Origin of the sequence: Streptomyces sp. E-08 (assembly GCF_049913095.1) — a bacterium.
Taxonomy (GTDB): domain Bacteria; phylum Actinomycetota; class Actinomycetes; order Streptomycetales; family Streptomycetaceae; genus Streptomyces.
Map to the genome: position 1 here is coordinate 4,547,501 of NZ_CP183971.1, position 20,651 is coordinate 4,568,151.

16 protein-coding genes, 2 rRNA genes and 2 pseudogenes are annotated in these 20,651 nt (G+C 69.2%); 9 read left to right on the plus strand and 11 right to left on the minus strand.

The genetic code is table 11. The annotated features are described in order from the left end of the window. The first annotated feature begins 231 nt into the window (after positions 1–231). Both ACN9MM_RS20895 and rrf read left to right on the plus strand, forming a co-directional pair. A 23S ribosomal RNA gene (locus ACN9MM_RS20895) occupies positions 232–3,351 on the plus strand. A gap of 84 nt (positions 3,352–3,435) precedes the next feature. Then, positions 3,436–3,552 (plus strand): 5S ribosomal RNA (gene rrf, locus ACN9MM_RS20900). A 75-nt stretch (positions 3,553–3,627) separates the two neighbouring features. On the opposite strand, the gene ACN9MM_RS20905 is transcribed toward rrf, so the two are convergent. Genes ACN9MM_RS20905 through ACN9MM_RS20920 form a run of 4 tightly spaced genes read right to left on the minus strand, consistent with a single transcriptional unit; the run spans position 3,628 to position 7,162 of the window. Next, positions 3,628–4,299 (minus strand): response regulator, encoded by a 672-nt coding sequence (locus ACN9MM_RS20905; RefSeq protein ID WP_426365025.1) that lies wholly within the window; start codon positions 4,297–4,299, stop codon positions 3,628–3,630. Then, a complete protein-coding gene (locus tag ACN9MM_RS20910; RefSeq protein WP_426365026.1) occupies positions 4,296–5,465 on the minus strand; it encodes a sensor histidine kinase in 1,170 nt (389 codons plus the stop codon). The genes ACN9MM_RS20905 and ACN9MM_RS20910 overlap by 4 nt, the downstream gene beginning before the upstream one ends. A gap of 24 nt (positions 5,466–5,489) precedes the next feature. Beyond that, entirely contained in the window at positions 5,490–6,263 is a 774-nt protein-coding gene (locus ACN9MM_RS20915; protein ID WP_426365027.1) for an ABC transporter permease, read from the minus strand. Then, a complete protein-coding gene (locus tag ACN9MM_RS20920; protein WP_426365028.1) occupies positions 6,260–7,162 on the minus strand; it encodes an ABC transporter ATP-binding protein in 903 nt (300 codons plus the stop codon). Before ACN9MM_RS20920 ends, ACN9MM_RS20915 begins: the two co-directional genes overlap by 4 nt. A 143-nt stretch (positions 7,163–7,305) precedes the next feature. Here ACN9MM_RS20920 and ACN9MM_RS20925 point away from each other — a divergent pair. Together ACN9MM_RS20925 and ACN9MM_RS20930 are read left to right on the plus strand one after the other, a co-directional pair. Beyond that, positions 7,306–7,857, plus strand: a pseudogene (locus ACN9MM_RS20925) (GNAT family N-acetyltransferase); the annotation flags it as partial. Positions 7,858–7,947: 90 nt separating this feature from the next. Continuing rightward, positions 7,948–8,433 (plus strand): annotated as a pseudogene (locus ACN9MM_RS20930) (GNAT family N-acetyltransferase); the annotation flags it as partial. On the opposite strand, the gene ACN9MM_RS20935 reads toward ACN9MM_RS20930, so the two are convergent. From ACN9MM_RS20935 to ACN9MM_RS20960, 6 genes are all read right to left on the minus strand, one after another. Further along, on the minus strand, positions 8,430–9,965 hold the full coding sequence (locus ACN9MM_RS20935) for a type IV secretory system conjugative DNA transfer family protein (RefSeq protein ID WP_426365029.1): 1,536 nt from the start codon (positions 9,963–9,965) through the stop codon (positions 8,430–8,432). The pseudogene ACN9MM_RS20930 and the gene ACN9MM_RS20935 sit on opposite strands and share 4 nt — an antisense overlap. Then, positions 9,966–11,357: an ATP-binding protein gene (locus tag ACN9MM_RS20940; RefSeq protein ID WP_426365030.1), complete on the minus strand. Its 1,392-nt coding sequence runs from the start codon at positions 11,355–11,357 to the stop codon at positions 9,966–9,968. A gap of 20 nt (positions 11,358–11,377) precedes the next feature. Next, complete coding sequence (locus tag ACN9MM_RS20945; protein WP_382867930.1) at positions 11,378–12,931, minus strand: SCO6880 family protein; 1,554 nt, start codon at positions 12,929–12,931, stop codon at positions 11,378–11,380. Then, positions 12,928–14,247, minus strand: coding sequence for a hypothetical protein (locus ACN9MM_RS20950; RefSeq protein ID WP_426365031.1), 1,320 nt, complete (start codon positions 14,245–14,247; stop codon positions 12,928–12,930). Before ACN9MM_RS20950 ends, ACN9MM_RS20945 begins: the two co-directional genes overlap by 4 nt. Then, positions 14,237–15,073: a hypothetical protein gene (locus tag ACN9MM_RS20955; protein ID WP_426365032.1), complete on the minus strand. Its 837-nt coding sequence runs from the start codon at positions 15,071–15,073 to the stop codon at positions 14,237–14,239. The genes ACN9MM_RS20950 and ACN9MM_RS20955 overlap by 11 nt, the downstream gene beginning before the upstream one ends. Positions 15,074–15,172: 99 nt before the next feature. Continuing rightward, a complete protein-coding gene (locus tag ACN9MM_RS20960; protein ID WP_024757447.1) occupies positions 15,173–15,481 on the minus strand; it encodes a hypothetical protein in 309 nt (102 codons plus the stop codon). 349 nt (positions 15,482–15,830) lie between these two features. On the opposite strand from ACN9MM_RS20960, the gene ACN9MM_RS20965 reads away from it, so the two are divergent. The 4 genes from ACN9MM_RS20965 (at position 15,831) to ACN9MM_RS20980 (ending at position 19,442) form a co-directional block, all read left to right on the plus strand. Continuing rightward, positions 15,831–16,829, plus strand: a complete 999-nt coding sequence (locus ACN9MM_RS20965) for an NlpC/P60 family protein (protein WP_426365033.1) — start codon at positions 15,831–15,833, stop codon at positions 16,827–16,829. A gap of 279 nt (positions 16,830–17,108) precedes the next feature. Continuing rightward, complete coding sequence (locus tag ACN9MM_RS20970; protein ID WP_426365034.1) at positions 17,109–17,831, plus strand: phosphatase PAP2 family protein; 723 nt, start codon at positions 17,109–17,111, stop codon at positions 17,829–17,831. A gap of 458 nt (positions 17,832–18,289) precedes the next feature. Then, positions 18,290–19,132, plus strand: coding sequence for a hypothetical protein (locus ACN9MM_RS20975; protein ID WP_426365035.1), 843 nt, complete (start codon positions 18,290–18,292; stop codon positions 19,130–19,132). Positions 19,133–19,250: 118 nt separating this feature from the next. Beyond that, complete coding sequence (locus tag ACN9MM_RS20980) at positions 19,251–19,442, plus strand: hypothetical protein (RefSeq protein ID WP_426365036.1); 192 nt, start codon at positions 19,251–19,253, stop codon at positions 19,440–19,442. A gap of 39 nt (positions 19,443–19,481) precedes the next feature. Here the strand turns inward: ACN9MM_RS20980 and ACN9MM_RS20985 are convergent, their stop codons facing one another. After that, complete coding sequence (locus tag ACN9MM_RS20985; RefSeq protein WP_229844235.1) at positions 19,482–19,835, minus strand: metal-sensitive transcriptional regulator; 354 nt, start codon at positions 19,833–19,835, stop codon at positions 19,482–19,484. 193 nt (positions 19,836–20,028) lie between these two features. Between ACN9MM_RS20985 and ACN9MM_RS20990 the strand changes: the two genes are divergently transcribed. Next, the gene (locus ACN9MM_RS20990; RefSeq protein ID WP_015035093.1) at positions 20,029–20,649 is read left to right on the plus strand and encodes a DUF47 domain-containing protein; all 621 of its coding nucleotides are present in this window, start codon (positions 20,029–20,031) and stop codon (positions 20,647–20,649) included. Positions 20,650–20,651 lie beyond the last annotated feature (2 nt).

Sequence of the window (20,651 nt, forward strand, 5' to 3'; positions counted from 1 at the left end):
GAACGTTGATTAGTTGGCACGGTCACGAGAATCTCTCACCAGTACTGCTTCGGCGTGGAACGTGAGAATGGTTCAACTGATCGTGCTTGGCACGTTGTTGGGTGTCTGAGGGTACGGCCGTAAGGTTCGTATCTTCGAGGATGCCGGCCCCAGTGAACTTGTTGCTTCGGTAGCAGGGTGATGGGTGGCTGGTCGTTGTTTGAGAACTACACAGTGGACGCGAGCATCTGTGGCCAAGTTTTTAAGGGCGCACGGTGGATGCCTTGGCACCAGGAACCGATGAAGGACGTGGGAGGCCACGATAGTCCCCGGGGAGCCGTCAACCAGGCTTTGATCCGGGGGTTTCCGAATGGGGAAACCCGGCAGTCGTCATGGGCTGTCACCCATGCCTGAACACATAGGGCATGTGGAGGGAACGAGGGGAAGTGAAACATCTCAGTACCCTCAGGAAGAGAAAACAACCGTGATTCCGGGAGTAGTGGCGAGCGAAACCGGATGAGGCCAAACCGTATGCGTGTGATACCCGGCAGGGGTTGCGCATGCGGGGTTGTGGGATCTCTCTTTCACAGTCTGCCGGCTGTGAGACGAGTCAGAAACCGTATGGATAGGCGAAGGACATGCGAAAGGTCCGGCGTAGAGGGTAAGACCCCCGTAGCTGAAATCTGTACGGCTCGTTTGAGAGACACCCAAGTAGCACGGGGCCCGAGAAATCCCGTGTGAATCTGGCGGGACCACCCGCTAAGCCTAAATATTCCCTGGTGACCGATAGCGGATAGTACCGTGAGGGAATGGTGAAAAGTACCGCGGGAGCGGAGTGAAATAGTACCTGAAACCGTGTGCCTACAAGCCGTGGGAGCGTCGGATACAGCTTGCTGTATCTCGTGACTGCGTGCCTTTTGAAGAATGAGCCTGCGAGTTTGCGGTGTGTTGCGAGGTTAACCCGTGTGGGGAAGCCGTAGCGAAAGCGAGTCCGAATAGGGCGATTCAGTAGCACGCTCAAGACCCGAAGCGGAGTGATCTAGCCATGGGCAGGTTGAAGCGGAGGTAAGACTTCGTGGAGGACCGAACCCACCAGGGTTGAAAACCTGGGGGATGACCTGTGGTTAGGGGTGAAAGGCCAATCAAACTCCGTGATAGCTGGTTCTCCCCGAAATGCATTTAGGTGCAGCGTCGTGTGTTTCTTGCCGGAGGTAGAGCACTGGATAGGCGATGGGCCCTACCGGGTTACTGACCTTAGCCAAACTCCGAATGCCGGTAAGTGAGAGCGCGGCAGTGAGACTGTGGGGGATAAGCTCCATGGTCGAGAGGGAAACAGCCCAGAGCATCGACTAAGGCCCCTAAGCGTACGCTAAGTGGGAAAGGATGTGGAGTCGCAGAGACAACCAGGAGGTTGGCTTAGAAGCAGCCACCCTTGAAAGAGTGCGTAATAGCTCACTGGTCAAGTGATTCCGCGCCGACAATGTAGCGGGGCTCAAGCGTACCGCCGAAGTCGTGTCATTGCAGTACATACCCCCAACGGGGACTGTGATGGGTAGGGGAGCGTCGTGTGCCGGGTGAAGCAGCCGCGGAAGCGAGTTGTGGACGGTTCACGAGTGAGAATGCAGGCATGAGTAGCGATACACACGTGAGAAACGTGTGCGCCGATTGACTAAGGGTTCCTGGGTCAAGCTGATCTGCCCAGGGTAAGTCGGGACCTAAGGCGAGGCCGACAGGCGTAGTCGATGGACAACCGGTTGATATTCCGGTACCCGCTTTGAAACGCCCAATATCGAGCCCATTAATGCTAAGGCCGTGAAGCCGTTCCGGACCCTTCGGGGAAAGGAAAGTGGTGGAGCCGTCGACCCAAGGTGGTAGTAGGTAAGCGATGGGGTGACGCAGGAAGGTAGTCCAGCCCGGGCGGTGGTTGTCCCGGGGTAAGGGTGTAGGGCGTGTGATAGGCAAATCCGTCACGCATTAAGCCTGAGACCTGATGCCGAGCCGATTGTGGTGAAGTGGATGATCCTATGCTGTCGAGAAAAGCCTCTAGCGAGTTTCATGGCGGCCCGTACCCTAAACCGACTCAGGTGGTCAGGTAGAGAATACCGAGGCGTTCGGGTGAACTATGGTTAAGGAACTCGGCAAAATGCCCCCGTAACTTCGGGAGAAGGGGGGCCACGTCTGGTGATCGGATTTACTCCGTGAGCTGGGGGTGGCCGCAGAGACCAGCGAGAAGCGACTGTTTACTAAAAACACAGGTCCGTGCGAAGCCGTAAGGCGATGTATACGGACTGACGCCTGCCCGGTGCTGGAACGTTAAGGGGACCGGTTAGCTCTGTTTCGACAGGGCGAAGCTGAGAACTTAAGCGCCAGTAAACGGCGGTGGTAACTATAACCATCCTAAGGTAGCGAAATTCCTTGTCGGGTAAGTTCCGACCTGCACGAATGGCGTAACGACTTCTCGACTGTCTCAACCATAGGCCCGGTGAAATTGCACTACGAGTAAAGATGCTCGTTTCGCGCAGCAGGACGGAAAGACCCCGGGACCTTTACTACAGTTTGATATTGGTGTTCGGTTCGGCTTGTGTAGGATAGGTGGGAGACTTTGAAGCCGTGACGCCAGTCATGGTGGAGTCGCCGTTGAAATACCACTCTGGTCGTGCTGGATGTCTAACCTCGGTCCGTGATCCGGATCAGGGACAGTGTCTGATGGGTAGTTTAACTGGGGCGGTTGCCTCCCAAAGGGTAACGGAGGCGCCCAAAGGTTCCCTCAGCCTGGTTGGCAATCAGGTGTTGAGTGTAAGTGCACAAGGGAGCTTGACTGTGAGACCGACGGGTCGAGCAGGGACGAAAGTCGGGACTAGTGATCCGGCGGTGGCTTGTGGAAGCGCCGTCGCTCAACGGATAAAAGGTACCCCGGGGATAACAGGCTGATCTTCCCCAAGAGTCCATATCGACGGGATGGTTTGGCACCTCGATGTCGGCTCGTCGCATCCTGGGGCTGGAGTCGGTCCCAAGGGTTGGGCTGTTCGCCCATTAAAGCGGTACGCGAGCTGGGTTTAGAACGTCGTGAGACAGTTCGGTCCCTATCCGCTGTGCGCGTAGGAATATTGAGAAGGGCTGTCCCTAGTACGAGAGGACCGGGACGGACGAACCTCTGGTGTGCCAGTTGTCCTGCCAAGGGCATGGCTGGTTGGCTACGTTCGGGAGGGATAACCGCTGAAAGCATCTAAGCGGGAAGCCTGCTTCGAGATGAGTATTCCCACCTCCTTGAGAGGGTAAGGCTCCCAGTAGACGACTGGGTTGATAGGCCGGATGTGGAAGCCCAGTAATGGGTGGAGCTGACCGGTACTAATAGGCCGAGGGCTTGTCCTCAGTTGCTCGCGTCCACTGTGTTAGTTCTGAAGTAACGAACACGCCCCCCTTTGGGTGGTGCGGCGGTTCATATCTTCATAGAGTTTCGGTGGTCATAGCGTTAGGGAAACGCCCGGTTACATTCCGAACCCGGAAGCTAAGCCTTTCAGCGCCGATGGTACTGCAGGGGGGACCCTGTGGGAGAGTAGGACGCCGCCGAACAATCATTGTGGGAAAGCCCCGCACCTTATGGTGCGGGGCTTTTCTGCGTTTACGGCCGGGCCGGCCAGGGGCCTTTCAGGCCGGGGTGACCAGGTGGGTGTCGTAGGCCAGGATGACGGCCTGGACCCGGTCTCGGGTGCCTGTTTTGGCCAGGATGCGGCCCACGTGGGTCTTCACCGTGGACTCCGCCAGATGCAGGCGCTCCGCGATTTCCGTGTTGCTCCAGCCCTTTCCGATGACCGTCAGGATTTCGCGTTCCCGGTCCGTGAGGGGGGCGAGGCGGGGGTCTTCCTCCGGGGGCTGGGGCCTGACCGTCGTCTGCGGGAGGTGGTGGATGTAGGCGTCCAGGAGGCGGCGGGTCAGGCTCGGGGCGACGACCGCGTCGCCGGCGGCCACCGCCCGGATCCCCGCCAGGAGTTCCTCCGGCTCGGCGTCCTTCACGAGGAAGCCGCTCGCGCCGGCGCGCAGGCCGTCGTACGCGTACGCGTCGAGGTCGAAGGTCGTGACGATCAGGATCCGGGTGCGGGCGCCCCTGGCGATGACGCGGCGCGTGGCCTCGATGCCGTCCAGGCCCGGCATCCTGACGTCCATCAGGACCACGTCGGGGTGGTGACGGTCGACCAGCCGGATCGCCTCCGTGCCGTTCGACGCCTCGCCGACGACCGTCATGTCGTCCTGGCTCTCCAGCAGCATGCGGAAGCCGAAGCGCTGCATCGGCTGGTCGTCCGCGATGAGAACGGTCGTCACGAGGGGGAGTCCTCCAGAGGGATGCGGAGCAGGACCCGCCAGCCGCCGGTCGGCAGGGGCCCGGTCTCGAGTGTGCCGTCGTAGCGGGCCGCGCGCTCGTGCATTCCGGTGATGCCGTGGCCCCGGCCGGGGGCGCGCGTCGGTGTGCCCGTGTCGGTGACGAGCAGTTCCAGGGCCCCGGGGCCGTACGAGAGGCGGACGGTCGCCATCGCGTCCGCGCCCGCGTGCTTCAGGGTGTTCGTCAGGGCCTCCTGGAGCACGCGGTGGACCGTCAACTGGGCGCCCGCCGAGAGCGCGGGGGCTGCGCGGGGCAGGTCGGCGTGGACCGGCAGACCCGCCCTCCGTACGCCGTCGATGAGGGGTTCCAGGTCCGTGAGGGTCGGCTGGGGGGCGCGGGTCGCCGTCTCGTCGTCCTCGTGCAGGACGCTCAGGAGACGGCGGAGTTCGGCGAGGGCCTGACGGCTCGTCGTGCCGATCGCGTCGAGGGCCTGGGCGGCGCGCTCCGGGTTCTTCGCCGCCGCGTACCGGCCGCCGTCCGCCAGGCTCGTGATGACGGACAGGTTGTGGCCGATGATGTCGTGCATCTCCCGGGCGATCCGGGTGCGTTCGGCGGTGGCGGCGAGGCGGACCTCGTGGGCGCGTTCGTCCCTGCGGGAGCGGAGCGCGATGCCGAGCAGCGCCACGATCGCGTAGGCCCACAGGGCGGGGACGACGCGTTGGTCCCAGGACTCCGACGGGAAGCGGAGGGCGCCCGTGACGAGGGACAGAGTGATCAGGGCCAGGGACCACAGGAGGGCGCGTGGCGGGCGGCTGAGCGCGATGTGGAAGAGCGGGAGCATCTGGAGGTACGCGGCCTGGAGGAAGGCGCCCGAGCCGTCGCCGATCAGGGCCGCGCCGGCCATCACCGTGAGGGCCGCCATGGGGTGGCGTCGGCGCCAGTAGAGCGGGACGGCGAGGAACAGGCTCAGGGTGACCACGAGCCAGACCGGGACGGACGGGTCCCGGGCGGTGTTCCGCCAGCCGCCGGACGCGTCCACGAGGGCCGCCACCGTCCAGGCGGCGGTGACCGCCGCGTCCCAGACCCAGGGGCGCCGGGCGTCGAAGGCCCGGACGCGGGCCATGAGCCGTTGGGCGTACCGGCTCGGGCCTGTCGTCTCCGTCGTCACTGCGCCATCACTCCGTCATCATCCTCATACGTCACGGCGCTTGAGCAACAGCGCGGGCACGGCGAGCGCCGCCGCCGCCCACAGCAGCAGGGCCAGGAGCGCCGCGCCGGGCGAGGCCGTGCCGGGGAGCGGGGTCGCGGAGCCGAGGGCGCCGGCCGCCTGCGTGGGGAAGTACCGCACGACCGTGTCCATCACCTCGTACGGGAGCATCCCGAGGATCTCCGGGAGGATCAGGACCCCGCCGACGAAGGCACCGATCGCGCCGGGCACCGAGCGGAGGGCGGCGCCGAGGCCGAGGGCGATCACGCCGAGGAGGGTGACGCCGGCGGCGTTGCCCGCGACGGCGGCGAGGACGCCGTCGTCGGTGAGGGAGGCGGCCTGGTCGGTGTCGGAGAGGAAGACCTGGGCGGTGAGGAAGGTCAGCAGGGCCGTGAGGAAGGAGAGGGTGAAGACGGTGGCCGTGTAGACCGCCGCCTTCGCCCCCAGGACGGGGAGGCGCCGGGGGACCGCCGTCAGGGAGGCGCGGATCATGCCCGTCGCGTACTCGCCGGCGGTGACGAGGATGCCGAGGACGGCGAGGGCGATGCCGCCGAGCTGGGTGCCGTAGAGGGTGAGGATGACGGTGTCGACGTCGGAGTCGCCGCCGTCGGAGGTGTACGTGGCGCCCATGAGGATGCCGACGCCGAGGACGAGCGCGGCCGAGGTGACGACGGTGATCCAGGTGGAGCGGACCGTCCACAGCTTGTGCCACTCCGAGCGGAGCACGCGCGCGTGGGTGAGGGACGTGGTGCCGGTCATGCGGGGGCTCCCTGGTACTCGACGGCGTCGCGGGTGAGGTCCATGAACGCCTGCTCCAGCGAGGCGGCCTGCGGGGTGAGTTCGTGGAGGGGGACGGCGTGCGCGGCGGCCGCGCGGCCGATCTCCGGCGCCTCCAGGCCGGTGACGAGGAGGGTGTCCGGGGTCTCGGCTGTGATCCGGGCGCCCGGGAGGAGCGTGCGCAGGCGGTCCGCTTCCGGGGTGACGACCTTGACGCTCGCGCCGCCCGAGGTCCGTACGAGGTCGTCGACCGTGGTGTCGGCGAGGAGCCGGCCCTTGCCGATGACGATCAGGCGGTCGGCGGTGAGGGCCATCTCGCTCATGAGGTGGGAGGAGACGAGGACGGTACGGCCCTCGGCCGCAAGGTTCCTGAGGAGGGTCCGGATCCAGAGCACGCCCTCCGGGTCGAGGCCGTTGACCGGTTCGTCGAGGACGACGGTGGTCGGGTCGCCGAGGAGCGCGGCGGCGATGCCGAGGCGCTGCCCCATGCCGAGCGAGAAGCCCTTGGCGCGCTTGTGGGCGACGTGGGTGAGGCCCGCGAGGGCGAGAACCCGCTCCACGCGGGCGCGTGGGATGCCGTGGGTGTGGGCCAGTGACATGAGGTGGTGGTGGGCGGAGCGGCCGGGGTGCAGGGAGCGGGCCTCCAGGAGGGCACCGACGTGGGTGAGCGGGGCCCGGTGGGCGGCGTAGGGGCGGCCGTCCACGGTGGCGTGGCCGCGGGTGGGGGCGTCGAGGCCGAGGATCATGCGGAGAGTGGTCGACTTTCCGGCGCCGTTGGGGCCGAGGAAGCCGGTGACGGAGCCCGGGCGGACGGTGAAGCTGAGGTCCTGGACGACGGTGGTGTCCCCGTACCGCTTGGTGAGGTTCTCTGCTCGGATCATGTCTTCGACGCTACGGAGCGGGCGGGGGCCGGGCGTCGGACCCGGGGTGGGCGTGCGGGGGTGGGTGTAGTACCCGGGTACCACGCGGGCTGTGGGGGGAAAAGACCTTGTCAGTGGGGGTGGGTCTCGTCAGGATCGACGGCATGGACTATTCGATACGCACCATCCGGGCCGACGAGTGGGAGAAGACCCGCGAGATCCGGCTGGCCGCCCTGCGGGACCCGATCGCTCACCTCGCGTTCCTCGACACGTACGAGCTGGCCGTCGAGCGCCCGGACGCCTTCTGGCAGGACCGGGCCGAGGGTGCTTCGGAGAGCGGTGACGGCACGGCGCGGCAGTTCGTGGCCGAGGCCCCGGACGGGAGCTGGGCCGGCACGATCTCGATCCTGGTGGAGCGGCCGACGGACGAAGTTCGGTTCGGGGAGCCGGCGAAGGTCCCCCAGACGCACATCGTGGGCGTCTACGTGCGCCCCGAGGCCCGTGGGACGGGTGTGATCGACGCGCTGTTCCGGGCGGGGGTGGAGTGGTCCTGGTCGGTGGAGCCGGCGGTGGAGCGGGTGCGGCTGTACGTGCACGAGGAGAACGCGCGGGCGGCGGCCTTCTACCGGCGGTTCGGGTTCTCGGCCACGGGCGATCGGGTGCTGGTGCCGGGTGGTTCCGGTGCGTACGAGATCGAGTACGAGGTGCCGCGGCCCGTGGTCCGGCACGGTGCGTACGTGCTGCGGGCGATCCGCTCCGGTGAGTGGGAGCGGGTGCGGGAGCTGCGTCTGGCGGCCCTTCAGGACCCGGCGTCGGCGCTGGCGTTCGTGGAGTCGTACGAGGAGGCGGCGGCCCGGCCGGATTGCTTCTGGCGGGAGCGGGCCGAGGGCGGTTCGGAGGACCGGGGCACGTGGATCCGGCAGTTCGTGGCGGAGGCGGCCGACGGGCGGTGGGCCGGCACGGTGACGGTCCTGGTGGAGCGGCCGGAGGACGGCAGGACGATCTTCGGCGACGAGGTGGTGGTGCCGCAGGCCGACGTCGTGGGTGTGTACGTACGGCCGGAGGCGCGCGGTGGCGGTCTGGTGGACGCGCTGCTGAGCGTGGCCGTGGACTGGTCGTGGGAGCGGCCGGCGCCGCTGGTGGAGCGGGTGCGGCTGTTCGTGCACGAGGAGAACGCGCGCGCGGCGGCCGTGTACCGCCGGTTCGGGTTCGTGCCGACCGGTGGCCGCGCGGACACCCTGGGCTCGGGCGAGCCGCGCGACCTGGAGCACGAGCTGCGGCGCCCGGTCTAGGCGGTCGGCGAGTACTCCGGCCAGCGGGATCTGGCCTGTTCCTCCGAGCGCATCAGGGCCAGGGTCGGGAGGCCCTGGGTGTGGCCCGTCGCCAGGAGCTCGGGGAGCTGCGGGAGCGGGGCCACCGCGGCGACGTCGTCCAGGACGAGGGTCAGTGGTGGGTCGAGCCGACCGTCGGATGACCGTGCGGCCATGCGGCGGCCGTGCTCGACCACGCTTGCGGCGAGGGCCGTGAGGAGCGGCATCGCGCCGGGGTGGGTGCGGGGATCCTCGATCGCCTCGCCCACCACGTAGAGGGTGCCCCCTTCGGCGATGAAAGATGCGAGCGCCAGCGAATCAGTTCGATTCGGTACGCACGCTTCCCTGATGTGGACCGAGGAGAGGGCTGCCAGCGCACGGGCCGTCAGTTCCTGTGCCAGGCGGCGGCTTTCCGGGTGTGCCGTGAGGGCCGACTCCAGGAGTCCCGCCAGGCCGGACCCGGCCTTCGGGTGGCTGCGGAGGATCCGTACGGGCTCGTGGGCGCCGGCTCCCTGCGCCCAGCGGTGGACCTGCCGGAAGGGGCGGCCGTCGACGGCGGCGGCGTGCAGCCAGCAGCGCAGGAGGGTCTCCGCGGTGTCGGCGGTGGCCGCGTCGAGGCGGGAGTGCGGGCGTACGGGGGCGAGCAGGGCGGTCGCGCGTTCCTGCGCGACGGCCGGGTCCTCGCACCGCTCGGACGGTGACCAGTGGAGCCGGGCCGGGGTGTCGCAGAGGTGGCCGGTGTCGTGGACCAGGACCGGGCCGAGCTTGCCGCGCGCGTCCTTGGTCGAGGACCAGACGGCGGGGTCGGAGGTGACCACCAGGGCCGGGCCCTCCGCGTCCAGGACCGCCTGGACCGCGGCGGGGCGGCGTGTCTCCGGAGGGCCGTAGAGGGTGCGGGGGGTGGCTATGGGGGGCGGTGGTGCGATCACCGGTGCGGGTGCGGGTGCGGGTGCGGGTGCGGGTGCGGGTGCGGCCGGTGGTGCCGGTGCCGGTGTGGGGGCCGGTGCGGCCGGTGGTGCCGGTGCGGGTGTGACTGCCGGTGTCCGTTCCGGCCCCGGTGTCGGCTCCGGAGGGAGCTGCTCCGTCGGGCTGCGCGGGGCCGGGGGTGCGGCGGGCTCCTTCCGTACCCGTGCGGGAGCCGCCGCGTACGCGCCCGCCTTCCTGTTCGCCCGGACCGCTCGCCAGCGGGTCACCGTGCCCAGGACGAAGACCGCGAGGACCATCAGGATCATCGCCTCGCCGATCAGCAGGCCCCAGAAGAGGCCGTACCCCGACAGCTGGTTCGCGGGGGTGGCCGGCCAGGCCGCCGGGAGGTCCGTCGGGGCCGTCGCCAGGGAGCGCAGGGCCGACGGGGTGCCCGTGAAGGCGACCTCCTGCGGCCAGGCGCCGTGGGAGAGGAGGCCGGCCAGCCCGGTCGCCGTCCACACCAGGACCGTGAGGCAGAGGAGGAGGGCGAACAGGCTGAGGAGCAGCCCGTCGGAGACCCCTCCGCCTCCCTTCCGTGCCTGTTCCATCTAGGCCACCGTCGACTGCGAAGTGCCGTTCATCTGCTGCTCGATGAGGATCGCGCGCTGTTCGGTCTCCCACTCCAGTTCCGGGTCGGCGGAGGACTCGGTCATGGCGCGGTCGGTGTAGACGAGCGGGCGTTCCTTCTCGGTGATGAGGTGTTTGACCACCTGCACGTTGCCGTTGACGTCCCAGACCGCGATGCCGGGGGTGAGGGTCGGGATGATCTCGACGGCCCAGCGGGGCAGGCCGAGGACCCGGCCCGTGTTGCGTGCCTCGTCGGCCTTCTGGGCGTAGATGGTCCGGGTGGAGGCCATCTTGAGGATCGCCGCCGCCTCCTTGGCCGCCGCTCCGTCGACGACGTCGGAGAGGTGGTGGACGACGGCGACGAAGCTCAGGCCGAGGCGGCGGCCGAACTTCAGCAGGCGCTGGAACAGCTGGGCCACGAACGGGCTGTTGATGATGTGCCAGGCCTCCTCGACCAGGAAGATGCGCTTCTTCCGGTCGGGGCGGATCCAGGTGTGCTCCAGCCAGACGCCGACGATCGCCATGAGGATCGGCATGGCGATGGAGTTGCGGTCGATGTGGGACAGGTCGAAGACGATGAGCGGGGCGTCGAGGTCGATGCCGACCGTGGTCGGGCCGTCGAACATGCCGCGCAGGTCGCCGTCGACGAGGCGGTCCAGGACGAGGGCGACGTCCAGGCCCCAGGCCCGTACGTCGTCTATGTCGACGTTCATCGCCTCGGCCGATTCGGCCTCCGGGTGGCGCAGGCGCTCGACGATGTCGGTGAGGATCGGCTGCCGGTCGATGGCGTGCTCGGTGACGTACGCGTGCGCGACCTTCAGCGCGAAGCCGGAACGCTCGTCGAGGCCGTGGCCCATCGCCACCTCGATGATGGTGCGGAGGAGCGCGAGCTGGCCCGTGGTGGTGATCGAGGGGTCGAGGGGGTTGAGGCGGATCCCGGCGTCGTTGGCGACCATCGGGTCCAGGCGGATGGGGGTTATCCCCAGCTCCTGGGCGATGAGGTTCCATTCGCCGACGCCGTCCTCGCCCTGAGCGTCGAGGACGACGACCTGCCGGTCGCGGAAGCGGAGCTGGCGGAGCACGTACGTCTTCTCCAGGGCCGACTTTCCGTTGCCGGACTCGCCGAGGACCAGCCAGTGGGGGGCCGGGAGCTGCTGCCCGTACAGCTGGAAGGGGTCGTAGATGTAGCCCTTGCCGCTGTAGACCTCGCGGCCGATGATGACGCCGGAGTCGCCGAGGCCGGGTGCGGCGGTCGGCAGGTAGACGGCCTGCGCCTGCCCGGTGGAGGTGCGGACGGGCAGGCGGGTCGTCTCCACCTTCCCGAAGAGGAAGGCGGTGAAGGCGTCGGTGAGGACGGACAGCGGATCTCGCATGGGTCTGTGCCCCTTCGGCCCTAGCGGCGGATGCCGGTCGCGAACGGCAGGGTGTTCACAAAGGCCCGGTGGTGCTCGCGGTCGCACCACTCCAGCTTCAGATACGACTTGCCGGCGGAGGCCCTGATCGTGCGCTTGTCCCGGGCGAGGGCCTCGGGCGAACGCGACGACACCGTGATGTACCCGACGAGGTTCACTCCTGCCGCGCCGCTGGCGAGATCTTCACCCCGCTGGTCGAGCCGGCCGTGGGCGGCGATGTCGCGGGGGTCGACCGTGCGGTTCATCTTGGCGGCGCGGCTGGCGTCGGCCTCGTCGTTGGTCTTCTCGGTGAGCATGCGCTCGATGGCGACCTCGGTGGGCTCCAGGTCCATGGTCACGGCGACCGTGCGGATCACGTCCGGGGTGTGGACGAGGAGCGGGGCGAGGAAGTTGACGCCGACCGGGGTCATCGGCCACTCCTTCACCCAGGCGGTGGCGTGGCACCAGGGGGCGCGGGTGGAGGACTCGCGGGTCTTGGCCTGGAGGTAGGTCGGTTCCATCGCGTCGAGTTCGGCGGGCCAGGCGTTGCGCTTCGTCATGGCCTGGATGTGGTCGATGGGGTGGTCCGGGTCGTACATGGAGTGCACGAGGGAGGAGAGCCGGGACTGGCCGAGGGGCTGGCGGACGCGGATGTCGGCCTCGGCGAGGCGGGCGCAGATGTCGGTGAGCTCGCGGGCCATGACGACGGCGAGGCCGGCGTCGCGGTCGAGCTTGCGGGCGCCTGAGGCGTGGCGGGCGGCGCGGGCCATGGCGTTGGCCTCGGCGGCGAGCTCGCGGGTGTAGTGCATGCAGGCGACGAGGTAGGCGCGGTGCTGCTCGCTGGAGGTGGAGACCATCGACTGGAGCTGGTCGTACGACTCCTGGAGCCACGGGGGCGCGTGCGGGTCGCCGCGCTGGCCGACGTCCTTGGCGTGCGCGTCGGGGTCGGCGGGGAGTGTGCGGGCCAGCATCTGGAGGCGGGTGACGAAGCCGTCGCCGTTGGCGACGTGCTTCAGGAGGGTGCCGAAGCGGTCGACCAGGGCCTCCTGGTCCTCGCTGTCGCGCAGGCCCACACCGGGGCCCTCGATCTCGATGGCGGCGGTGACGGTGCGGCGGTCGGCGTGCAGGAGGACGGCGATCTCGTCCGGGCCGAAGGGGGCGGCGAGCCAGCCGACGCGGCCGATGCCGGGGGGCGGGCCGACCTCGACCTCGCGGCCGTCGAGGCGGGTGCCGGCCTCGTTGGCGACGGAGCGGTAGGCGGTGCCGCGCTTGAGCATCCGCTTGTAGCTGCGGTTGATCTCGAACCACTTGTAGAAGGTGCGGTGCTTGTACGGGAGGTACACGGCGGCGATCGCGAGCATGGGCAGGCCCGCGAGGAGGGCGATGCGCAGGGGGAGGGCGGGGATGAGGAGACCGCTCATCATGCCGAGGAAGGCGCCGACGATGATCAGGGCGATCTCGCCGGTCTCGCGGTTCTTGCCGACGATCGCGTTGGGCCGGGCGCGGCCGACGAGATACGTGCGGCGGGGCGCGACCGGCTGGGACTGGGTCGTCAACGCCCTGCACCTCCAGAGTTCTTGCGGTTGCTGTGCGGGGTACCCGCGGTGGGACTGCTGCTACGGGGCGGGGGCGTGGCGCCGCCGCCCGCGCCGCCTCCGCCGCGGCTGCTGTGGGCGGCCATGCCGCCGGACACGGGGTTGGCTGGGCGGGGGGCGGAGCCCTGGGAGCCGCCCCCGCCGCTGTCGCGGGTGCTGTGGGTCTTGATGCCCTGGGAGACGAGGGAGGCGGGGGAGGAGATGACGGCGGCGGCCGCGTTCTCGCCTGCGCGGTGGAGGCGGTTGTTGCGGGAGGCGGCGATCTCGTCGCCGAAGCCGGGGACGAAGCGGTAGATCATCGCGGAGGCGAAGATGGCGAGCAGGATGATCGAGAGGCCGGAGACGACGGCGGAGACGGAGTCGGGGCCGGTGCCGGAGGAGAGCGCGCCGGCGAGGCCGAGGACGATCACGATGACCGGCTTGACCAGGATGATCGCGATCATGATGCCGGCCCAGCGGCGGACGTGGCCCCACATGTTCTTGTCGACGAGGCCGGAGTAGACGACGACGCCGAGGAGCGCGCCGACGTACAGCAGGACGGCGCGGAGGAACAGCTCCAGGTAGAGCACGCCGGCGGCGAGGACGGTCACCAGCGACACGATGATCAGCATGATGGGGCCGCCACCGATGCTGTCGCCCTTCTGGAGGGCCTCCTTGAAGCTGCCGAAGAAGATGTCGGTCTGCTGGCCGGTGCCGGAGGCGATGACCTCGGTGATGGCGTCGGTGGCGTTGACGACGGTGTAGAGGATCAGGGGCGTGAACGCGGAGGCCAGGACCGTCAGCCAGAGGAAGCCGATGGCTTCGGAGAGGGCGGTCGTCAGGGGGACGCCGCGGACGGCGCGCTTGGCGACGGCGAGGAGCCAGAGGAGGAGGGTGAGGAAGGTGGCGGCGGCGAAGACGATGGCGTAGCGGCCGAGGAACTGCATGTTGGTGAAGTCGACGTCGGCGGTCTCTTTGACGGCCTTGGAGAGTTCGTCGACGACCTTGATGGCGGCGTCGGCGAAGCCGCGGGCGAGGGAGGAGAGGGGGTCGAGGGCGCTGGGGTCGGTGACGGGGGTCTTGTCGGCTCCGCCGGTCTGGCCCTTCTCGCAGAGCTCACGCGCCTGACCCACGATGAGGCGGCACGGGTTGTCGCTCGCGGCCGGGGACGGCGTGGGCGCCGTCGGCGTCGGTGTGGGGGCCGCCTGGGCGTTCGAGGCGAGCAGGAGCGGTGCGCTCAGGAAGGCGACGGCGAGCGTCGCCTTCGCGCGACCCGCCAGGCTTCGGCTAGCGGGCATAGGTGAACCCTCCGTATCCCTCGACGGCCGCGGCGATCTCGTCGGCCATGGAGGCGCGGTTGTCCCCGCTGACCGGGGTGGGGCCCTCGTTCTGCGTGGAGGACTCCACGCGCCAGTCGCCCCCGACCCACGTGAGCTTCTCCGTGATGGTGAACCAGGTGGACGTGACGGGCTTGGTCGAGCCCTGGCCGGCGAGGCCGACCAGGCCGGTGCACCAGACCTCGACCGTCGCGGACGTGTCCGTGTAGTCCCGGACCTTGGCACCGACCGGGATCGTGCGGGACACGAAGGTCATGCCGGAGGGAGCGGTGCCGTTCGCGTCGAGCCCGATGCTCGCCAGGAAGTCCGCCGAGTACGAGGCGTCCAGCCGCTTCACGAGATCCTCCGCGATCGCGGGGGCGTGGATGGCGCGCACGATCTCCGCCCGGGGACCGTCCTGGAACATCTCGACCGACCCCAGCGCCACCGCGTAATTCGTCGCCGCGCTCTGGGCGCCCTGGTCGTCGTGGCTGTAGCCCGTGGGGATCTGGCCGTTCTTGCCGGTGACCGGGCGGACGCCCGTCGCTGATGTGGGGGCCGTCCGGCCCGGGGTGCCGGCGCGGGGGGCGGAGGTGTCTGACGGTTCGCCCTCGCCGCGGTTGGCGAAGGCGATGGCGGCGACGAGGAGGACCACCACGCCCACGACCGTGATGAGGGATCGGGAGCTGCGGACGGGGCGGCGGGCGCCGCCGTAGACGTCGCCGCTGTTGCCCTCGGGCAGGCGGGTCCGGGTCTGGCCCGAGCCGCCCACGCCGCCGAAGCTGTCGTGCTCGTCGCCGGGACTCATGCCGGGTACGCCCCCTCACTCGTTCGCGGGTACGGCCGTGCTTCAACATGACTGGGCATCAGGGAACGCATTCTCAGGAGGGTCGGGTCCGACGGGAGATCAGACGGCCATCCCGTACACGATGGTGAACAGCGTCCCCAGCGATCCGATGATGAAGACGCCGGTCAGACCGGCGACGATCAGGCCCTTGCCCTGTTCCGCGCTGAACGTGTCGCGGAGGGCGGTCGCGCCGATGCGCTGCTTGGCCGCTCCCCAGATGGCGATGCCGAGACAGAGCAGGATGGCCACGGCCATCACGACCTCGATCATCACCTTGGCTTCGTTGCCCAGGCTCCCGAAAGGTCCCCAGTTGGGGGCGATTCCACCGATGATGGTGGTGATGTCGCCCTTTTCGGCCGCCAGGTACATGTAACTCACCGCCCCTGTTGGGTACTTGGTCGCCCCTGCCGGACGGCATGGGTCATCGCCCTATCTTCGCTGATGAAACCGCCCACGTGTGACGGCTTGGCGGCTCTCTTTACCCGATCCCCGCACACTTGACCGATCTGACCGTCTTGACCTGCGGTGGTGTGGCCGGTTTCCATGCGAAGAAGCGTATGGTCACTCTGTGTATCACGGAGAGTGACTCCGGGCAATGATTGTCGTTGTTGCACTCTTGGGGCGGTGTCGGACGGCGCCCGCCTAGACTGGCTGTCGGGGCGTACTGCCATGGGCCGAGGGGTGGTTGACGGTGCGTAGGGCTGGCAAGGCGTGGCTGATGGCCGGCGGGACCCTGGGGGTCTGCCTCGGCTTCGTCGCACTGCTCGTCGTCGGTACGTACTCCGCGGCCGCCGGGATCGCCGGCGGCAGCGCGGGCAAGGGCGGAGCCGTGGCGCTCGCCAAGGGGGCCGTACCGGCGCTCTACCAGGGGCTGGTGCAGCGGTGGGGGAACCTGTGCCCCGCCATCAATCCGGCCCTGCTCGCCGCCCAGCTCTACCAGGAGAGCGGCTGGAACCCGCGGGCCGTCTCCCCGGCCGACGCGCGCGGCATCGCCCAGTTCATCCCCGGCACCTGGGCCGGGCACGGCATCGACGGCGACGGGGACGGGGACCGGGACATCTGGGACCCGAAGGACGCCATCCCGTCCGCCGCCTCGTACGACTGCGAGATCGCCGGATACGTCAAGGACGTGCCCGGCGACCCGGCGGACAACATGCTGGCCGCCTACAACGCGGGCGCGTACCGGGTCATCAAGCACGGCGGGGTGCCGCCCATCAGCGAGACCCAGAACTACGTCCGCATCATCCGGTCCCTGGAGAAGAGCTTCGCCCGCCCGGTGGGCCGCGTCGCCCCCTCGCAGCAGGCCGCGGCCGCGATCGGGTACGCGCAGGAGAAGCTGGGCACCCCCTACCTCTGGGGCGGTACGGGCACGGCCGCGCAGAACGGGCGCTTCGACTGCTCCGGGCTCACCCAGGCCGCGTACGAGACCGTCGGCGTGACGCTCCCGCGCGTCGCCAACGACCAGTACAACGCCGGGCCGCATCCCGGCAGGGACGAGCTGCTCCCGGGCGACCTGGTGTTCTTCTCGGACGACCTGACGAACTCCCGGGCCATCCGGCACGTCGGCATCTACGTCGGCGGCGGCTACATGATCGACGCCCCGCGCACCGGCGCGGTGATCCGTTTCGACCGGATCGACACCCCGGACTACTTCGGTGCCACCCGTGTCACCCGGGAGGGCGCGGCGGCGCTGCCCACCCATCTGCCGCAGGCCTAGGGGGTGTCTTGCCGATCAGGCCGGGCTCGCGGCGTGATCGACAAGACACCCCCTAGCGGCAGGAGACGGACCGTCAGTCGCTCTTCGGGGCCTATCGGGCATGGCTGGAACTCTCCGTCATGCACAGGCCCTGAGCTGCGGTGCACCGTCACTCTTCGATAACGTCGGCATGATCCACCGGAGAGAGCGGAACGTACGCCTCAGGCGGTTCGTTCCCTGATCCGACCGCTCTGACCACGGGGGTTGGAAACCAGACACGAGAGCAAGGGGCCGCAGCAGATGGCTGGACTCGCATCGGACGGCTCGAACCCCGATGTCACCCTGCTCTACGACATCAACGGACTGGCCAAGGCCGCTCCGCCGTGGTTCGACCGCGTCATGGAGTTCGTCGGCGAGTACGGCATCGTGCTCGCGATGGTCCTCGTCGTGCTCGGGTGCTGGTGGAGCGTCCGCCGGCGCGGCACCCCCGCCGACTCCGTCTCGGCCGTCGCCGGGCTCGTCTGGGCCCCGCTGGCCGCGGGCATCGCCCTCCTGGTCAACATCCCCATCCGCGGCTTCGTCGAGCGCCCCAGACCCTTCAGGGACCACCAAGGCCTCGAAGTCCTCGTCGACGGGAAGACCGACTTCTCCTTCGTCAGCGACCACGCCACCCTGGCGATGGCGCTCGGTGTGGGTGTCTTCGTCGCGCACCGCCGCTTCGGTCTCGCCGCGATCGGCCTCGCCCTCGCCGAGGGCTTCGCGCGCGTCTACATGGGCGTCCACTACCCCACCGACGTGATCGGCGGCTTCGCCCTCGGCACGGCCGTGGCCCTGCTCCTCGCCCCGGTCGCGCTCGCCCTGCTCACGCCCGTCGTCTCCGCCGTCGCCCGCTCCGGGCGAGGCGCCCGGCTGGTCCGCTCCCGCCGGGCCGACGCGGCGCGCCGCCCCGAGGCGGTCGGCATCCCCGAGCCCCGGCTCGGCGGCCCCGCCCCGAGCACCGGCCAGAACGACCTCGCGGCCTAGGCCCTGTCGTCACACTCCCGCCTGCCCCGCGACGCCATGCACGCGCTCTCGCCGCACCGGGCACAAGCCCGAGTACGTCCAATACGAGGGCTCGCGCCCGGCACGCCGAGAGCACGCACCTGACGCCGCGGGGCCGCCCTTCGGGCGACGACGGGAGTGTGACGACAGGGCCTAGGAGCCGTTCGTACGGAGGTGTTCCGCGGCGTCCGAACGGGCCTTGTCGCGGGATCTGCGGGCCGGTCCCGACCATCCACAGCTGCACCGTGCCAGCGCGAACGAGCCGCGCTCCGTCATCGTCGTGGTGTGGGAGGAAGCCTGCGCGTGCACCCCACCACCGTACTGCGCGTGACGGCACGCCCCGACCGTCGTTATGCGCATCGGGTGTCCCCCGGGCCCGAGGGCCCCGGGGAAGGGCGGGTCCCGGGCAAACAGCGGTGAGGCGTTGGGGGTTGGCGGCGATGGTGGTGCAGCGGTACGGGCGTCCGCACGGTCTTCGGAGCGGGGCGTTCGCCGTCACCGCCGTCCTGGTCGGCTCCCTCGTCGGGACCGTCGCGGTCACGGGCTGCGCGGCCCCCGACGACCCGAAGCCGGCGACCGACCCCGCCCTCGCCGTACGGAACGCCGCCGACGTGCTGGCGAGGGCCGGAACCTCCAAGGCCAGCACCTCCATGGAGATGGCCGCCGGCGGGACCCGGGTCACCATCCGGGGCGAGGGCGACTACGACTTCCGGCGCCGCACCGGACGGCTCCAGGTGCTGCTCCCGAGGGGCCCGGCCGGGGCGAGCGAGCACCGGCCGATCACCGAGCTCCTCACCCCCGGCGCGCTCTACATGAAGAACCGGGGCGCCGGGGTGCCCGCCGACAAGTGGGTGCGGGTCGACACCACGACCCTCGACGACGGCAACCTCGTCACCGGCGGCGCCACCGACCCGGCCGCGGCGGCCGAGCTGCTGCGGGGCGCCCGCGAGGTCACGTACGTCGGCGAGGTCGAGCTGGCAGGGGTGAAAGTCAGCCACTACCGGGGGGTCGCCGACATCGCGCACGCCGCCCGGGTCGCCTCGCCGCAGCTGCGCGGGGCGCTCGCCGCGGCGGCGAAAGGGTTCACCAAGGACACCGTGCCCTTCGACGCGTACCTCGACGGCGAGGGGCGGCTGCGGAAGGTGCGCCACCAGTTCAGCTTCAGCAACCAGGGCCGGACGGTCGCGGTCGCCTCGACGACCCTGCTGTACGGCTTCGGGGTCCCCGTCGAGGTCGCGCTCCCGGACCGCCGGGACATCTACGACGGGAAGATCAAGGCCTGACCTGGGCCGGTGGCGGCGCGGACCATCGGCAAATGGTCCGGACGTGTCATGCGCGGTGCGTGGCCCCGTCCCTACGCTGGGAGGCCGCTGGGAGACCGACGCCGGCAGGAAGAGGTGGATGCGCGTGGCCCCGCCCGGTACAGCAACCGTGCCCGCAGACCCGGACTGTGTCGCCCTCGCCGAGATCGAGCTCTGCGGAGAGCTGATCATCGCGGCGTCGGCCGCGGACGGGGAGCGGCTCAGCGCCGACCGGATCGACGAGGTGCTGCGGGTGGCGGCGGAGCGGGCCGTGACCGGGCAGGACCGCTGAGGGTACGGCCCGGCCCGCCACCCGTACGCACGGCGGGTCTCAGGTGCGCATCATGCGGGCGATGGCCTTCGTGGCCTCCTCGACCTTCTCGTCGATGCCCGAGCCGGTGGCCGCCGCGTCCGCCACGCAGTGCCGCAGGTGCTCCTCCAGGAGCTGGAGGGCGAAGGACTGGAGCGCCTTCGTGGAGGCGGAGACCTGCGTGAGTATGTCGATGCAGTAGACGTCCTCGTCGACCATCCGCTGCAGACCCCGGATCTGGCCCTCGATCCGGCGGAGCCGCTTGAGGTGCTCGTCCTTCTGCTTGTGGTAGCCGTGCACGCCGTGACCGTGGTCGGCCGGCTCGACGGCCTCGACGGCCTCGGGGGTGACCTGGTCCGCCTCGGTGGTCGTCATCGCGTCCTCCCGTTGTCCAGAAAAGGGGGTGTATACCCCTCGTGGGTATATGGTACCGATCCCCGCCGGTCCGGGCGGGGGCCCGTGCAGTTCACTGTGCCTGATGGGCGACACTGAGAGACGCCGGTTAGCCGTGGCCGGATGATGCGCCTAGCATCAGCCTGACCGAAACCCAGCACCCCGAGGACCTCACGTGCGATTTCGTCTGACCCCCAGGGAGACGAGCTTCTACGACATGTTCGCCGCGTCCGCGGACAACATCGTCACGGGCTCCAAGCTCCTGATGGAACTGCTCGGAGCGGAGCCTTCCGCCCGGGCCGAGATCGCGGAGCGGATGCGGGCAGCGGAGCACGCCGGTGACGACGCCACCCACGCGATCTTCCACCAGCTGAACTCCTCCTTCATCACGCCGTTCGACCGTGAGGACATCTACAACCTCGCGTCGTCCCTCGACGACATCATGGACTTCATGGAGGAGGCCGTCGACCTGGTCGTCCTCTACAACGTCGAGGAGCTTCCCAAGGGTGTCGAGCAGCAGATCGAGGTGCTGGCGCGGGCGGCGGAGCTGACCGCCGAGGCGATGCCGAACCTGCGGACGATGGCCAACCTCACCGAGTACTGGATCGAGGTCAACCGGCTGGAGAACCAGGCGGACCAGATCCACCGCAAGCTGCTCGCGACGCTCTTCAACGGCAAGTACGACGCCATCGAGGTGCTGAAGCTCAAGCAGATCGTCGACGTGCTGGAAGAGGCGGCCGACGCGTTCGAGCACGTGGCCAACACGGTGGAGACCATCGCGGTCAAGGAGTCCTGAGC

What these genes read in the sequence shown, in the direction of transcription:
- ACN9MM_RS20975 (WP_426365035.1), top strand. Translation starts at nt 18,290, where the DNA reads ATGGTGGTGCAGCGGTACGGGCGTCCGCACGGTCTTCGGAGCGGGGCG.
- ACN9MM_RS20915 (WP_426365027.1), bottom strand. Translation starts at nt 6,263, where the DNA reads ATGACCGGCACCACGTCCCTCACCCACGCGCGCGTGCTCCGCTCGGAG.
- ACN9MM_RS20970 (WP_426365034.1), top strand. Translation starts at nt 17,109, where the DNA reads ATGGCTGGACTCGCATCGGACGGCTCGAACCCCGATGTCACCCTGCTC.
- ACN9MM_RS20960 (WP_024757447.1), bottom strand. Translation starts at nt 15,481, where the DNA reads ATGTACCTGGCGGCCGAAAAGGGCGACATCACCACCATCATCGGTGGA.
- ACN9MM_RS20950 (WP_426365031.1), bottom strand. Translation starts at nt 14,247, where the DNA reads ATGCCCGCTAGCCGAAGCCTGGCGGGTCGCGCGAAGGCGACGCTCGCC.
- ACN9MM_RS20940 (WP_426365030.1), bottom strand. Translation starts at nt 11,357, where the DNA reads ATGCGAGATCCGCTGTCCGTCCTCACCGACGCCTTCACCGCCTTCCTC.
- ACN9MM_RS20985 (WP_229844235.1), bottom strand. Translation starts at nt 19,835, where the DNA reads ATGACGACCACCGAGGCGGACCAGGTCACCCCCGAGGCCGTCGAGGCC.
- ACN9MM_RS20920 (WP_426365028.1), bottom strand. Translation starts at nt 7,162, where the DNA reads ATGATCCGAGCAGAGAACCTCACCAAGCGGTACGGGGACACCACCGTC.
- ACN9MM_RS20955 (WP_426365032.1), bottom strand. Translation starts at nt 15,073, where the DNA reads ATGAGTCCCGGCGACGAGCACGACAGCTTCGGCGGCGTGGGCGGCTCG.
- ACN9MM_RS20965 (WP_426365033.1), top strand. Translation starts at nt 15,831, where the DNA reads ATGGCCGGCGGGACCCTGGGGGTCTGCCTCGGCTTCGTCGCACTGCTC.
- ACN9MM_RS20980 (WP_426365036.1), top strand. Translation starts at nt 19,251, where the DNA reads ATGCGCGTGGCCCCGCCCGGTACAGCAACCGTGCCCGCAGACCCGGAC.
- ACN9MM_RS20935 (WP_426365029.1), bottom strand. Translation starts at nt 9,965, where the DNA reads ATGGAACAGGCACGGAAGGGAGGCGGAGGGGTCTCCGACGGGCTGCTC.